General features: G+C 43.7%; 9 protein-coding genes. 8 read left to right on the top strand and 1 reads right to left on the bottom strand.

The window, feature by feature from the left end; genetic code table 11:
• Positions 1-577: 577 nt before the first annotated feature.
• The gene (locus AB5443_RS13765) at positions 578-1,009 is read right to left on the bottom strand and encodes a hypothetical protein (RefSeq protein ID WP_044656928.1); all 432 of its coding nucleotides are present in this window, start codon (positions 1,007-1,009) and stop codon (positions 578-580) included.
• A 150-nt stretch (positions 1,010-1,159) separates the two neighbouring features.
• Between AB5443_RS13765 and AB5443_RS13760 the strand changes: the two genes are divergently transcribed.
• From AB5443_RS13760 to AB5443_RS13725, 8 genes are all read left to right on the top strand, one after another.
• Complete coding sequence (locus AB5443_RS13760; RefSeq protein WP_277132895.1) at positions 1,160-1,357, top strand: hypothetical protein; 198 nt, start codon at positions 1,160-1,162, stop codon at positions 1,355-1,357.
• Between the two features lie 1,194 nt (positions 1,358-2,551).
• On the top strand, positions 2,552-2,773 hold the full coding sequence (locus AB5443_RS13755; RefSeq protein WP_228099336.1) for a DUF3791 domain-containing protein: 222 nt from the start codon (positions 2,552-2,554) through the stop codon (positions 2,771-2,773).
• A 3-nt stretch (positions 2,774-2,776) separates the two neighbouring features.
• Positions 2,777-3,268, top strand: coding sequence for a DUF3990 domain-containing protein (locus AB5443_RS13750; protein ID WP_022139845.1), 492 nt, complete (start codon positions 2,777-2,779; stop codon positions 3,266-3,268).
• Between the two features lie 9 nt (positions 3,269-3,277).
• Complete coding sequence (locus tag AB5443_RS13745; protein ID WP_368113974.1) at positions 3,278-3,487, top strand: DUF3791 domain-containing protein; 210 nt, start codon at positions 3,278-3,280, stop codon at positions 3,485-3,487.
• A gap of 194 nt (positions 3,488-3,681) precedes the next feature.
• A complete protein-coding gene (locus tag AB5443_RS13740) occupies positions 3,682-9,426 on the top strand; it encodes an alpha-2-macroglobulin family protein (RefSeq protein ID WP_368113972.1) in 5,745 nt (1,914 codons plus the stop codon).
• A 108-nt stretch (positions 9,427-9,534) separates the two neighbouring features.
• Positions 9,535-10,602: a DUF1573 domain-containing protein gene (locus AB5443_RS13735; protein WP_044653345.1), complete on the top strand. Its 1,068-nt coding sequence runs from the start codon at positions 9,535-9,537 to the stop codon at positions 10,600-10,602.
• A 12-nt stretch (positions 10,603-10,614) separates the two neighbouring features.
• Entirely contained in the window at positions 10,615-11,706 is a 1,092-nt protein-coding gene (gene meaB / locus AB5443_RS13730) for a methylmalonyl Co-A mutase-associated GTPase MeaB (protein WP_022139841.1), read from the top strand.
• A gap of 187 nt (positions 11,707-11,893) precedes the next feature.
• Positions 11,894-15,916 carry a glycoside hydrolase family 2 TIM barrel-domain containing protein gene (locus AB5443_RS13725; protein WP_277132904.1) on the top strand — a complete coding sequence of 1,341 codons (4,023 nt, stop codon included), beginning with the start codon at positions 11,894-11,896 and terminating at the stop codon, positions 15,914-15,916.
• Positions 15,917-15,992 lie beyond the last annotated feature (76 nt).

Raw genomic sequence — 15,992 nt, 5'->3', positions numbered from 1 at the left:
TATATAATAGGTATCGTATGGAAAAAGGCACGGATGATATTTCTTCCGTGCCTTTTTGTCTTATTTACTGCCACTTTGTTATCGGTTTACTGCCATTTATATTACGAAACAGTTTCTTAAGAATTAAATTAATTGATGCAAATCAATTAATATGCTATAAAACATAAAATTCTGCCTTTTTTAGGTACAACCTATAAACAAAGGCCTTATTTTTGTGTTATAAAACATGTAAATGAAAGGATAACAAAATGAAAAGGTTAAAAAGATTGTTTAGAAAGTTCGGCGAAGCCGACGTACATGTTTGGGGATATTCAACAATTAATACTCTCCCGAACGAAGAAAAGTAGTTTTAGTTTTCAGGAATTAGTAATTTAAAAGGTTTAAAGATTATGGCAAAGAAAATGAGTTCTTTAGTAAGAAAAATCCTCAGTGAAGTAGGTCGTAACGAAATGCTTGCATGGGGGTACAGAATTGAGAAATGAGAAAAAGTGCATTAACTAAGTTTATAGTGGGGATACGTTATTGAAAACGCTATCCCCACTTTTTTGTATCTATGATATCTCTGGCAGGCTGACCATTATCCCCAAATCTTCAGGCATATTCTTCGCAGCCAACAGTTACGGCAGTTTGTTTGTTCCAGTGACAGTTCCTTTTCCAATTTACATATCCGCTTATACTGTTTAAGGCATCTCGTTTGTAGTGTATCGCGTTGATTTTTTGTTGCTTCATACATTCCGATTTCCTTGTCTTGTTTGCCCAAAAGTGACATATATATGGAGCAAAGTTTCGATTTGTCTATGCAAAATCGCTCCAGTTTCTCAATATACATTAATGTAAGCCCGTGTTTGTTCCGGTTTATAAAGTCCTGAACACTTCCGTCGTCTATGATGTCGACGCCGGGTCGTTCGTAGCATACGGTGATTTCTTTCATTTCTATCAGAATCCAAACGTATTCTTTTTCAAATCCGTACTTCTCGGCTGCTTCTTCTATGGTAATCCATTGTGCCATAACTGTTTGTTTTTTTACGCGTTATACAATAAGGGGTGAATAATGCATCTGTTTGTCCATAAATGCCTTATTCATTTATATTAGTACAACGAGCATTCACACTTCTTGCCGTCCGGTGAGTGAGGACGATTTAGGGAATAATTGCGGGTTATGAAACCGACCGGATACAAGAAAGACGTGAATGCTGTCGCACCATTATCCATGACTGAGGCTAGCAATACCATCGCAGAAGATAATGATAACGACAGACATCCACGTCAATCGTTTATATATAACACATCTTTTACGGATATGTTGATATACAGCCGTTCACGTGAAGTATCTGCCGTATCATCTCTCTCTGCTTAGATTTGCTATTTTCAGTCATGAGAGATAATACACTTTTACTTCATAAAGAAATAAAAACCGCTTTCTGCCTATTCATCACGCTGATGAGCGGAAAGCGTATGACAAAGATAAATGATTTATTTGAAATATATTAGAAATAAGGAAAGAAATGCGAGAAGTTTTGTATTAATTCATATGGGAAAGCTCTCTGCGCTACTAGAATAAAAAAATAAAATCATTTCTCATGTTCTCATAGCGAAATATATTCATTTGATTACCAGATACATAATGAATGAGAATTAAAATCTTTACATGCATTTCTCATGGTTTATAGCTCTAAAATGCCTTTAAGGAAGGTATTTCTCATGCATTGTTTCGCATTTCTCATGATGCATATTATGCTTGTCCTTGTTTCAGGATACTAATATGTATAGGTCAATATAGCCGTAGTTTGTATGTTAAGTCGGTAGATAAGATATCTTTCACAACTGACATTATTGTGTTTTCCTGCCTTCATTCGTATTATTCCACTCCAGTAGACAGACCTGTGCACTCTAGTAGATAAAACTGTGCACTCTAGTGCACGAGCCTGTTCACTGGAGTGGAACGATAGAGATGCCTTATTGAAAATCTGTTAATTACAGTAGCATAATCTTTGATTGCCAGTTAGTTATAATGAAAATGAACGGTAGCTTTACTACAGTTCATTAAGCATTGATGATCAGGCTATGAGAATACTATTTTTGATGAATGAGAAATGCCGATAATAGTATGAGAAATGCATTGATTTAAGCGTATTTTCTTGATAAAACCATGAGAAATGCATGTAAATAATTTTATTCTCATTGTATATAAGGTTAGTAATCAGATGAATATACTTTCCTATGAGAATATGAGAAATGATTTTGTTTTTTTATTCTAGAGTATGGGAAGGCTGTAGACTGAATCGGTTCTGCGGATGTCGGAATCACATTCTTGCTGAATATCTACCAGAAAAGCGGAAATACCGTATGGATATAAGTAACAAAAAAGTTGATTTTGGCATTCTTACCACAAAGGTTAGCAGTAAGTATTTGGTAATTTTATCTGGGATCCTTGAAATCTTTAGCAAACATTGCTATCTTTGTATGTGTTATTATTTAAACAAAGTTGTTTGTCAATTAGTAAATATTGATATAGCCTATGGCAAATACCCTTCATATTAATACTAAAATAATGGAATTCGTTATTTTTGCCATTGAATGTGCAGCCCAAAAAATGAGAATTCCGGCTCCGCTTCTTTATAATCGTCTGGAGAAAGTAAATCTTATCCAACATTATTTGGTGGAAGGATATGATATGCTTCACACCCAAAGTAAGGAATACATTGCTGACACATTGATAGAGGCATTGGAAAATTGGGAAACTCACTATAATAATAAGGAAAAAGGAATATAAAGTATGAAAGTTTATCATGGAAGTACATTGGTGGTACAATATCCTTTGGCAGGAGTGGGGCGGGATAATCTTGATTTCGGAAAAGGATTTTATGTGACCGATATCTATAATCAGGCCAAACGTTGGGCATCTGTTATGATGCTGCGCCGTCCTGATAGTTCTGCCATGGTCAATGTATATGAATTGGATGTTGCCAGACTGTCTTCTGCTAATTATAAGTTGCTTCGTTTTGAGGGCTATAATAGTGAATGGCTTGACTTTATAGTTAGTAGCCGACAAGGAAAGAAACCATGGATTGGATATGATTTAGTAGAAGGTGGTGTAGCCAATGACCGCGTCTTTGATACGATAGAAAATTATATTGAAGGGCAGATTTCCAAAGATATAGCTTTGGGACGTTTACGTTATGAAAAGCCTAACAATCAGCTCTGCATACTGAATCAGCAACTCATAGATGAATGTCTTTCTTTTGAAGAATGTATAATAATAAAATAGTAAAGGTTTATGATAGATGTATTAGTGTGGAATAAATATACCCGTATCGTGATGCAACTGGCAGAACGCCTGAACATCTCTCCGGAAAGGGCATTGAATCTATTCTATAATTGTAAGGTTTATTCTTTTTTACTCAACAAAGAATATCCGCTAATAACTATGAGTGATGATTATATCACTGATGAAATAATGCTTGAATTACAGCGGAAACAAGAGTAATAATTCTCAAAGGTTGAAATCTGTCGATATAGTTCCTGTGATATTCAATCAGAACGTTTGTTTTGTTTGTGTGGCATCTTTCTCCCATCGGGAAGGATGCTTTTTTATGTGAAAAAAGGTGATTGTTTAAACTTTATTTCTTTACTTTGTTGTTTATACAGTGAGACTTATAGCGAACTTAAACTGGAAAGATTATGAAAATAAGACAGATTTGTATGATGGTGCTGTTATGGCTGGGAGTGATTCCGGCAACGCAGGCACAAACTTTCGACAAATTATGGAAAGATGTAGAGCAGGCACAAAAGAAGAGCTTGCCTAAAACGGTAATAAAACTGACTGATGAGATTTATCAGAAAGGAGAGAAGGAGAAGAATTCCGCACAGATGCTGAAGGCATACATGTGGCGGATGAAAAATCAGGAAGCACTGACACCTGATAGTTTTTATGTCGGTCTGAAAGGTCTGGAACAATGGGCGAAGCAGACGGACAAACCCATGGATCGTGCTATATTGCACTCTTTGATAGCAGGAATCTATGCTGACTATGCCGCCCGAAATCAGTGGCAACTCCGGCGAAGAACGGAAATCGTGGGGGAAACCCCTTCCACCGATATGCGTGAATGGACAGCAAATATGTTCGTCGAGAAAGTACGGACGAATACGAAAGAAGCCTTGGCGGACTCGGTACTGCTGCTCAAAACTTCCTCGCGTACCTATATTCCTTTTGTAAAACTGGGCGAAACCAGTGAGTACTATCACCATGATATGTACCATCTGCTGGCTTCCCGTGCCATAAGTGCGCTGAACCAGATAGAAAGACTGGCGCGGAACAACGGTTTCAATGAGAACACGCCTTCCCTTGTGAAGCAAGATATAATAAACATCTACGGAAGCATGATTGCCGCTTATAAAGCTGCCGGCCTGAAAGAAGGGTATATATTGACCGCGCTCAATTATTTGGAATGGAGACGCAATGCGGATAGGAGTTTTGTACCTTTCAAGGCACAGGAAGGACTTTTGGGATTGACGGAAGATACGTTTCTGACTGCGTTGAATACACTGAAAAGTAAGTTTGCGTCAGAACCCGTCACTGCGGAAGTCTATTTGGCGCAAGCCCGCTATGCCATCGAGAAACAACAGCAGGTCAATGCCTTGCAACTTTGTGACGAAGCGATTCGACTTTATCCGAATTATCGCAGGATAAATGCGCTGAAGAATCTTCGCGAGGAGATTTTGGCACCTTACTTGAACGTCAGGGCGGAAAGTCAGGCTTTCCCGAATGAAGAGATAAAGTTGAATGTTGCACATAAGAATCTGGATGGTTTCACCGTACGGTTGTATCAGGCGAAAAAACTGGTGAAGGAACAGCATTATTCGGTTCTTCGTCCGGAGGACTACCGCTCGCAAGATACGGTATTCACTTTCAAGTCTCCCGACTTAGGCTCTTATGTAATGCGTATCGTACCCGATATTCGTGCCAAGAGGGATAGCGAAAGCGCCTTTAACGTGACACGTTTCAAAGTGTTGACGTGCCGCCTGCCTGAAAAGCAATATGAAGTGGCGACGCTGGACGGACAGACCGGGCATCCTATACCGAATGCGAAAGTCACGCTGTATAGCAATGACGAAAAAGTGTTGCAGGAGTTCACGACCGGAGAAGATGGTAAGGTCGTATTCCCTTGGAAATCCGAATACCGCTATCTGAAGGCATCGAAAGGAACGGATACAGCGATGCCGAGACAGGGTATTTATGGCGGAAGTTTCGGATATTACGGTGATGAAAATAAAGTGACTGAAAGCATGACGCTGCTGACTGACCGTTCCCTGTATCGTCCGGGACAGACGGTATATGTGAAAGGGATTGCTTATATGCAGAAATCGGATACTGCCAATGTGCTGCCGAACAAGGATTATACAGTCGTTTTATTGGACGCAAACAATCAGGAAGTGGGACAAAAGTCTGTACGTACCAATGAGTTCGGTTCATTTACCGCTGATTTTGCGTTACCTTCCGCCTGCCTGAACGGGATGTTCTCTTTAACGGCGGGGGATGGCAGGACGAGCATCCGTGTAGAGGATTATAAACGTCCGACATTTGATATCACTTTTGAGAAACAGACCGGAAGTTACAAACTCGGAGATGAAGTACAAGTGAAAGGTAAGATACAGTCTTATAGTGGGGTGCTGCTTCAAGACCTTCCGGTGAAATATACGGTGAAGCGTTCTACTTATAGTTTTTGGAGAATCTCGGAATCCACGCAGATTGCTTCAGGAGAAGTGATTGCCGACGCGAATGGGGAATTTACAATTCCGGTTCGCCTGGAAGAGAGTGACGCTTACAAGAATAATGATAAAGTCTATTACCGCTATTCCGTTGAAGCCACCGCTACCAATGTGGCGGGGGAGACGCAATCATCTACGGATGTGATTTCGGCGGGCAACCGTTCGTTGGTCTTGCAGATGGAATTGCAGGAAAAGACTTGTAAGGATAAACCGTTCAATATTGTGTTTAAAGCGCAGAATCTGAACGGGCAGCCTGTGGAAGTGAAAGGAAACTATGCGTTGTATTCTGCCAATGAAAAGGATTTCAAGGTATCGGGCGAGACTCCGGTAGCGACAGGGACATTTACTTCCAATGAGGAAATGACGCTCGACTGGAAGAATATCCTGTCGGGAGCTTATGTGCTGAAAGCATCGGTGAAAGATAATCAGGGAAAAGAAGTGACGGCAGATGCTAACACGGTGCTTTTCTCACGGGAAGACAAACGTCCGCCTGTGCAGTCTACCGTATGGTTCTATGCACCGAATACGGAATTTGATGCAACGCATCCGGCTGTGTTCTGTTTCGGAACTTCGGAAAAGGATGCTTATGTGATGATGAACGTATTCTGCGGTGACAAGCTGTTGGAAAGCAAGGCGCTGAATTTGTCCGATACGATTATGCGCTTTACCTATCCGTATCAGGAAAGTTATGGCGACGGTATCTTTGTGAACTTCTGTATGGTAAGAGACGGACAAGTTTATCAGGAACAGGTTCAGGTGAAGAAGCGGTTGCCGGACAAGACGCTGGCGATGAAATGGGAAGTGTTCCGTGATAAATTGCGTCCCGGACAGAAGGAAGAATGGAAACTGACGATTAAGACGCCGCAAGGACAAGCCGCCAATGCGGAGATGCTGGCAACGATGTATGATGCTTCACTCGACAAAATATGGAACCGCCGCCAGGATTTTCAGGTTTATTATAATCAGATACTTCCTTATTCTAATTGGATGAGCGGGTATTTCGGAGGTAATTCATTTAATTATTGGTGGAACAATAAGGCTCTTAAAGTGCCGGCGATGGCGTATGATTATTTCGTGATATCGTCAGGTATAGGAAATGTATATGCATTATCGGAGTCTTTGGCTGATGGAGTGGTGATTAGAGGTGTGTCGGTTCAGAAAAAGATGTCGATGACAGGAAGTGTTGCAAGCCGGAGCAATGCGGCGGAAGTGAAATATGTACCTGTTTCAGTCTCCGAAGCTTCTGAAGATGTGGAATTCTCAGCAGGATGGGGACAAACAGGAGTACTTGGTAAATTGGATACAGCCCCTGAAGAGGAAACACTCTCCGAAGCGCCTGCCGACCTGCGCACGAACCTTGCCGAAACGGCATTCTTCTATCCGCAACTCCGCACGAACGAGCAGGGGGAAGTCTCTTTCACTTTCACCATGCCCGAAAGCCTGACACGTTGGAACTTCCGCGGATATTCTCATACAAAGGGAATGTTGACGGGGACATTGGACGGTGAAGCCACTACGAGCAAGGAATTTATGCTGACTCCTAATCTGCCGCGCTTCGTACGTGTGGGTGATAAGACTTCGATTGCGGCTTCTATCTCGAATATGACAGGCAAACCGCAGGCGGGAACAGTAAGCATGATTCTGTTCGACCCGATGACGGAAAAGGTTATCAGTACGCAAAAGCAGAAATTCTCGATAGCTGCCGGAAAGACGGTGGGTGTGAATTTCATGTTTGCCGTAAGTGATAAATACGAGATACTGGGTTGCCGGATGATAGCCGACAGCGGCACGTTCAGCGACGGGGAACAACAATTGCTTCCGGTGCTTAGTGACAAGGAACATTTGGTGGAAACCCTTCCGATGCCTGTGCGCGGGGAAGAAACCCGTACATTCTCTCTTGATAGTTTGTTCAATCAGCACAGTAAAACGGCAACTGACCGTAAACTGACGATTGAATTTACCGGAAATCCTGCGTGGTATGCTATTCAGGCATTGCCTTCCTTGAGCCTTCCGGTGAATAACAATGCTATTTCATGGGCTACTGCCTATTATGCGAATACACTGGCTTCATTTATAATGAACAGTCAGCCGCGCATCAAGGCGGTATTCGATAGCTGGAAACTTCAAGGTGGTACAAAAGAAACGTTCCTGAGTAACTTGCAGAAGAATCAGGAAGTAAAGAACATCTTGTTGTCCGAATCGCCGTGGGTGCTCGAAGCGCAGACCGAAGAACAACAGAAAGAGCGTATCGCTACGTTGTTCGATTTGAATAATATCCGCAGCAACAATATCGCTGCCTTGACAAGATTGCAGGAATTGCAGAATTCAAGCGGTGCATGGTCATGGTATAAAGGTATGAACGGCAGTAATTATGTTACCGCTTATATTGCAGAATTGAACGCCCGTCTTGCTTTGTTGACAGGTGAGAAGTTGAGCGGAACCGCACTCACGTTGCAGACGAATGCGCTGAAATATCTGCATCAGTCGGCTTTGGAAGAATACAAGAATATTCTGAAAGAGCAGAAAAAGGGGACGAAGTTCACGGGAGTTTCGGGCAGTATCCTGCAATATCTATATATTATCGCCATTTCCGGTGAACAGGTTCCTGCGGCCAATAAAGCAGCGTATGCTTATTATCTCTCCAAAGTGAAAGAATTGCTTTCGTCGGCTTCGATGGATACAAAGGCTGTTGCGGCTATCGTGCTTGATAAGGCGGGACATAAGAAAGAAGCGCAGGAATTTGTCGCTTCCCTGAAAGAGCATCTGACGAAAACGGATGAACAAGGTATGTTCTTCGCTTTCAACGAGAATCCTTACACATGGGGCGGAATGAAGATGCAAGCTCATGTAGATGTGATGGAAGCGTTGGAACTGATTGGTGGCAATAACGATACGGTGGAAGAGATGAAACTTTGGCTGTTGAAGCAGAAGCAGACGCAGCAATGGGATTCACCGGTGGCTACGGCGGACGCTGTGTATGCGTTGCTGATGAAAGGTACCAATCTGCTCGATAATCAGGGGGATGTACGCATCGTGATTGCAAATGAAGTATTGGAAACAGTTTCACCAAGCAAGACTACCGTTCCGGGACTGGGATATATCAAGCGTTCGTTCACACAGAAGAATGTGGTGGATGCCCGCAAGATTGAAGTGGAGAAGAGAAATCCGGGCATTGCGTGGGGAGCTGTATATGCGGAATACGAATCGCCCATTCGTGATGTGAAACAACAAGGCGGTGAGTTGAATGTACAGAAACAGTTGTATGTGGAACGCACGGTCGGTAATACGCCGCAACTGCAACCGATTACGTCAAAGACAGTGCTTCAGGTAGGTGATAAGGTCGTTTCACGGTTGAGCATCCGTGCAGACCGTCCAATGGACTTTGTACAGTTGAAAGACCAGCGCGGCGCTTGCTTCGAACCTATCGGCAGCATCTCCGGCTATCGCTGGAACAACGGTATCGGCTACTATGTGGACATCAAGGATGCTTCCACCAATTTCTTCTTCGATCATCTTGGAAAAGGGGTATATGTGTTGGAATACAGCTACCGTGTGAGCCGTGCAGGTACTTACGAGACGGGGCTGGCAACCATGCAATGTGCCTATGCGCCGGAATATGCCACTCATTCCGCTTCGATGACGGTAGAAGTGAAATAATTATTTATTAACGGTGAACGGTCAACGTTCACCGTTAATAATCCTTTCAATCCATACGATATCTCATCTAAAACAGCTACATTTGTGCACCAAAATAAAATGTATCGCATGAAACGTAGTTTACTATCCATATTTTTTCTGCTTTCTGTCGCTTTGGCAGCCGTTGCCCAACCCCGTATCTCTTCGAATAAAGAGACACACAACTTTGGACAAATAGAGTGGAAACGCCCGGTGACAGTGGAATATACAATCACTAATACCGGTAACCAGCCATTGGTCCTTACCAATGTCACTACTTCCTGTGCCTGCTCCGTAGCCGACTGGACGAAGGAACCGATTGCTCCGGGAGCAAAGGGAACGGTGAAGGCTTCCTTTGACGCAAAGGCGTTGGGACGTTTTGAAAAGTCGGTCGGGATATACAGCAATGCTACTCCGAATCTGGTTTATCTGAAGTTTACCGGAGAGGTGGTGCAGGAAGTGAAGGATTTTACAAAGATTCTTCCGTATGCTATCGGGAATATACGCCTGGATCGTGACGAGTTTGCTTTCCCCGATGTATATCACGGTCAGCAGCCTTCAATGACTTTCAACATAGCTAACTTGTCCGACCGTCCGTATGAACCGGTATTGATGCATCTGCCCCCTTATCTTAAAATGGAAGCGGAACCGAAAGTCCTGCTGAAAGGAAAGAAAGGAACTGTCAAACTGACCTTGGATGCCAGCCAGTTGAAAGATTACGGTTTGACGCAGACTTCTGTTTATCTTTCCCGCTTCTCAGGCGACAAGGTGAGCGAAGAAAATGAAATCCCTGTTTCTGCCATTCTTCTTCCCGATTTCTCACGTATGACGGCTACGGATTCGCTGAATGCTCCTGCCATACGTATCTCGGAAACGGATATTGACCTGAGTGTACCGTTAATCAAGAAGAAAAAGGCAAGCTATGATATATTGATTGCTAACGCGGGTAAGACTCCGTTGATTATCAGTAAATTGCAGGTGTTCAATTCATCAGTAGGGGTAAGCCTGAAGAAAACGGTACTTCCGCCGGATGGAATGACGAAACTGAAAGTGACGATTCGCAAGCGTGATGTGGGTAATAAGAAACATCATTTACGTATTTTGATGATAACGAACGACCCGATGCGCCCGAAAGTCGAAATCAATATCAAACGCTAAATCTTATTTGTCATGGAACATCCTGAAAATAGTGAAGAATACAAAGGTCTCGTTGTCAACAAAGGCATTGAGCAACCTTCGTCTGTGAATCCTTACTTGAAACGGAAACCTAAGAAACGTCAACTTTCGGTAGCTGAGTTTGTAGAGGGTATTACAAAAGGCGATGTCACTATATTGAGCCAGGCCGTGACATTGGTGGAAAGTGTGAAGCCTGAACATCAGGCTGTTGCCCAGGAAGTGATAGAGAAGTGCCTGCCTTATTCCGGTAATTCTATCCGGGTGGGTATCAGTGGCGTTCCCGGTGCGGGAAAGAGTACGTCGATTGATGTGTTCGGTTTGCATGTGCTCGAAAAAGGGGGGAAGTTGGCTGTATTGGCTATCGACCCGAGTAGCGAGCGCAGTAAAGGGAGTATTCTGGGAGACAAGACCCGTATGGAGCAGCTTTCCGTACATCCGAAGTCATTTATACGCCCTAGCCCGTCAGCGGGTTCGTTGGGCGGCGTGGCACGTAAGACGCGTGAGACGATTGTGCTTTGTGAAGCTGCCGGATTCGATAAGATTTTTGTGGAAACCGTCGGTGTGGGACAGAGTGAAACGGCTGTTCATTCGATGGTGGATTTCTTCCTGTTGATTCAACTGGCGGGGACGGGGGATGAATTGCAGGGAATCAAACGCGGTATCATGGAAATGGCGGACGGCATTGTGATAAACAAGGCGGACGGTGATAATCTGGAACGTGCAAAATTGGCCGCTACGCAATTCCGCAGCGCTTTGCATCTGTTTCCTGCACCCGAATCAGGTTGGACGCCACAGGTGCTGACCTATTCCGGCTTTTATAATATTGGTGTCAAGGAAGTGTGGGACATGGTCTATGCCTATATGGATTTCGTGAAGAAGAACGGTTATTTTGAATATCGCCGCAACGAGCAAAGCAAATACTGGATGTATGAAAGCATCAACGAGCAACTGCGTGACAGTTTCTATCATAATCCGAAGATTGAAGCGATGCTTCAGGAAAAGGAACGCCAGGTGTTGAGTGGTAACTTGACTTCGTTTATCGCCGCGAAGAGTTTGCTCGATACTTATTTTGAAGATTTGAAGTAAGGATACCGGTAAAGTTTGGTGGCGGGAGCCGCTTGCTGAATAAACTTTTTATCTTTAAACTAGAGAAAATACGTTAAAATTTTCGTTTTCATGTAGGACTCTATGCTTTTTGCGTGTATTTATTATAAAGCGGAAAGCATAGATATAGATACATGGCATGAATAATTTTTATCGACTTAAATACCTTATGAACAAAACCTTGTTAACCGGTCTTTTGTGCTGTACCCTGACAACACAAAGTTTTGCAGGCCAACCATTAGAGGGCTTCACGTATGCTTCGGTGAGTGCTCCGGCAGGAAATGAGTGGGAATCTCCCGAAAATCTGGCATTGAATAAGGAACAGCCGCATGCTTATTTCTTTTCATTCCAGAATTTGGAAAGTGCACGTAAAGTACTGCCCGAGAACAGTAAGTTCTGGCAATCGCTGGATGGTGACTGGAAATTCCATTGGGCATCTAATCCCGATGCCCGCCCGAAAGATTTTTATCAGACAGATTTTGATGTTACTTCGTGGGATGTAATCCCCGTGCCGTCCAGTTGGAATATTTATGGTATTCAGAAAGACGGAAGCCGGAAGTATGGAACGCCTATTTATGTCAATCAACCGGTTATTTTCCAGCATAGTGTGAAGGTGGACGACTGGCGTGGGGGAGTGATGCGCACGCCGCCTGCCAATTGGACTACCTATAAAGACCGCAATGAAGTGGGTTCGTTCCGCCGCGATTTTGATATACCGCAGGATTGGGACGGACGGGAAATCTTTATCAGTTTTGATGGGGTGGATTCTTTCTTCTATTTGTGGATTAACGGCAAGTATGTGGGCTTTTCCAAGAACTCACGCAATACTGCTAATTTTAATATCACCCCGTATCTGCAAAAAGGTAAGAACACGGTGGCTGCCGAAGTATATCGCAGCTCGGACGGTTCGTTCCTGGAAGCGCAGGATATGTTCCGTTTGCCGGGTATCTTCCGTACGGTAGCTTTGTATTCGGTGCCTAAAGTTCACTTCCGCGACTTGGTGGCTACTCCCGATTTGGATGCGGCTTATACGGACGGTTCTCTGACTATCAATGCCGATATTCGTAATTTGGATAAGAAAGCGGCCAAGAATTATAAAGTGTATTATTCTTTGTATGCCAACAAGCTCTACTCTGACGAGAATACGTTGGTGGATGGTGTCTTGTCTCCTGTGATAGAGAAGATTGAGCCGAATGAAACGGGGCGGATTCAGACGGTCTTTAACGTAAAAGCTCCGAATAAATGGTCGGCAGAGTTTCCGTATCGCTATACGTTGGTAGCCGAGCTGAAGGACAAGAAGAACAAGACGATTGAGACGGTTTCTACGATTGTGGGATTCCGCAAGGTGGAAATCAAGGATACGCCTGCATCGGCGGATGAGTTCGGGCTTGCGGGACGTTATTATTATATCAATGGAAAAACAGTCAAGCTGAAAGGGGTGAACCGCCATGAATCCAATCCGGCGGTGGGACATGCCATCACCCGTGAGATGATGGAAAAAGAGATAATGCTGATGAAACGTGCGAATATCAACCATGTGCGTAATTCGCATTATCCCGATGATCCTTATTGGTATTTCCTGTGTAATAAATACGGCATTTATCTGGAAGATGAGGCGAATATCGAATCACATGAATATTATTATGGCGCTGCTTCCCTTTCTCATCCGGTGGAATGGAAGAATGCGCATGTAGCCCGTGTGATGGAGATGGTACACGCTAATGTGAATAATCCGTCTATCGTTATTTGGTCGTTGGGCAACGAAGCCGGGCCGGGTAAGAACTTTGTGGCTGCTTATGATGCGTTGAAGAAGTTTGATTTGTCCCGTCCTGTGCAGTATGAACGTAATAATGATATTGTGGATATGGGCTCTAACCAGTATCCGTCTATCGGCTGGGTACGCGGTGCGGTGAAGGGAAAATATGATATTAAATATCCTTTCCATATTTCGGAATATGCTCATTCGATGGGTAATGCCTGTGGTAACCTGGTGGATTACTGGGATGCGATGGAGTCTACCAATTTCTTCTGTGGTGGCGCTATCTGGGATTGGGTAGACCAGTCTATGTATAATTATGACCCGAAGACGGGCACTCGCTACTTGGCTTATGGCGGTGACTTTGGGGATACTCCTAATGACGGGCAGTTTGTAATGAACGGCATTGTATTCGGTGATTTGGAGCCGAAACCGCAATATTATGAAGTGAAGAAAGTATATCAGAATATAGATGTAAAAGCGGTTAACCTTGAAAAAGGCATATTCGAAGTCTTCAATAAGTATTATTTCAAGAACTTGGCGGATGATTATCAATTGGTGTGGTCATTGTACGAGGATGGAAAACCTGTTCAAACCGGTCAGCCGATGGATATTAATGTAGCACCCCGTCAACGTATGCAGGTTACGCTGCCTTATAACCAAACTCTTAAAAAGGATGCCGAATACTTTGTAAAAGTGCAGTTTGTCCTGAAAGACAAGATGCCTTGGGCTGCTAAGGATTTTGTGATGGCGGAAGAACAGATTCAAGTCAAAGCGGCTACTGACCGTCCGTCAATCAGTGAAGTGGCTGTTGGTTCAGAAGAACTGAAAAGCCTTGTTGACCCTAAAACAAGGAATGTTCAGATAACAGGAACAGGCTTCGAAGTGAATTTTGATTCACAGACCGGAAGCATCTATAACCTGACTTATGGCGGTAAGAAAGTGATAACAGACGGGAATGGCCCGAAACTGGATGCTCTCCGTGCTTTCACGAATAATGATAACTGGTTCTATCAGCCTTGGTTTGAACATGGCTTGCACAACTTGATTCATACAGTGAAGGAAGTAACGGTAGTCGGAAAAGATAATACCGTTATGGTGAGCTATACGGTAGAATCTCAAGCTCCGAACGGTGCACGCATCAAAGGCGGCACAAGCTCCGGTAAAAACAGCATTGAGGAACTGACAGACCGGAAGTTTGATAATAACGACTTTAAGTTTACTACCAATCAGATATGGACTGTTTATCAGGATGGTTCTATCGAGTTGCAGGCAAGCATTACTTCCAATCGTTCGAGTCTCGTTCTCCCTCGTTTGGGTTATATGGTGAAAATGCCGCAGCAATATGCAGACTTTACGTATTATGGCCGTGGCCCGATAGATAATTATGCAGACCGCAAGACAGGGCAGTTCATTGAACAATATACCAATACCGTGGCCGGAGAGTTTGTGAACTTCCCGAAACCACAGGATATGGGTAACCATGAGGATGTCCGTTGGTGTGCATTGACCAATCAAGCCGGTAAAGGCGCTATCTTTATTGCTACCGACCGTCTATCGGCTTCTGCTCTTCAGTATTCTGCTCTCGACCTGATTTTGGCTTCACATCCTTATCAGTTACCGAAAGCAGGTGATACTTATCTGCATTTGGATTGTGCGGTTACCGGATTGGGTGGAAACAGTTGCGGTCAGGGCGGCCCGCTCGTACATGACCGTGTATTGGCAGACCAGCATAATATGGGCTTCATTATCCGTCCTGCGAATAAGGCGGATTTGACTGCTATTGCCAATGTCGCTCCTGCCGGTGAAATACCTCTTTCCATTATACGTGACCGTGCCGGTCGGGTAGAATTGAAGTCTGCGAAGAAGGATGCCGTGATTCTTTATTCACTGAATGGAGACAAAAAGGCGAACAGGTACACAACTCCTGTTCCGATGCGTGACGGGGGTACTATAAAGGCATGGTATGAACATGACCCGAGAGTAAACGCTACGATGACATTCGAAAAGATAGAAAGTATCCGTACGGAAGTGGTATATGCCAGTAGTCAGGAATCGGGCGATGGTGATGCTTCCAACCTGACGGATAATGACCCGAATACCATTTGGCATACCATGTATTCTGTTACGGTAGCCAAGTATCCGCATTGGGTGGATTTGGATGCGGGAGAGGTAAAGGAAATCAAAGGATTCACTTACCTGCCACGTCAGAACGGAAATAATGGTAATATTAAAGACTACTCCATTCAAGTCAGTATGGATGGAAAAGAATGGGGAACGCCCGTTAAGAAAGGAGCCTTTGCCAACAATTCAAAAGAAAAGAGAGTATTGTTCGACAAACCTGTCAAAGCACGCTATATCCGCTTTACTGCGTTGAGTTCGCAGAACGGGCAGGATTTTGCTTCGGGAGCAGAACTTACGATTCTGGCAAACTGAAAGGCTATTCACAGCCATTTATCCTCTTATAAATAAAAATCACCCACGCTACTGTTCAAGATAAATGTAGCGTGGG

Source organism: Bacteroides sp. RTP21281st1_H5_RTP21281_210402 (genome assembly GCF_040918965.1).
In the GTDB taxonomy this organism is placed as follows: domain Bacteria; phylum Bacteroidota; class Bacteroidia; order Bacteroidales; family Bacteroidaceae; genus Bacteroides; species Bacteroides congonensis.
Note: the sequence above shows the minus strand (reverse complement) of the source record. Positions and strands in the feature narration are given on the sequence as shown.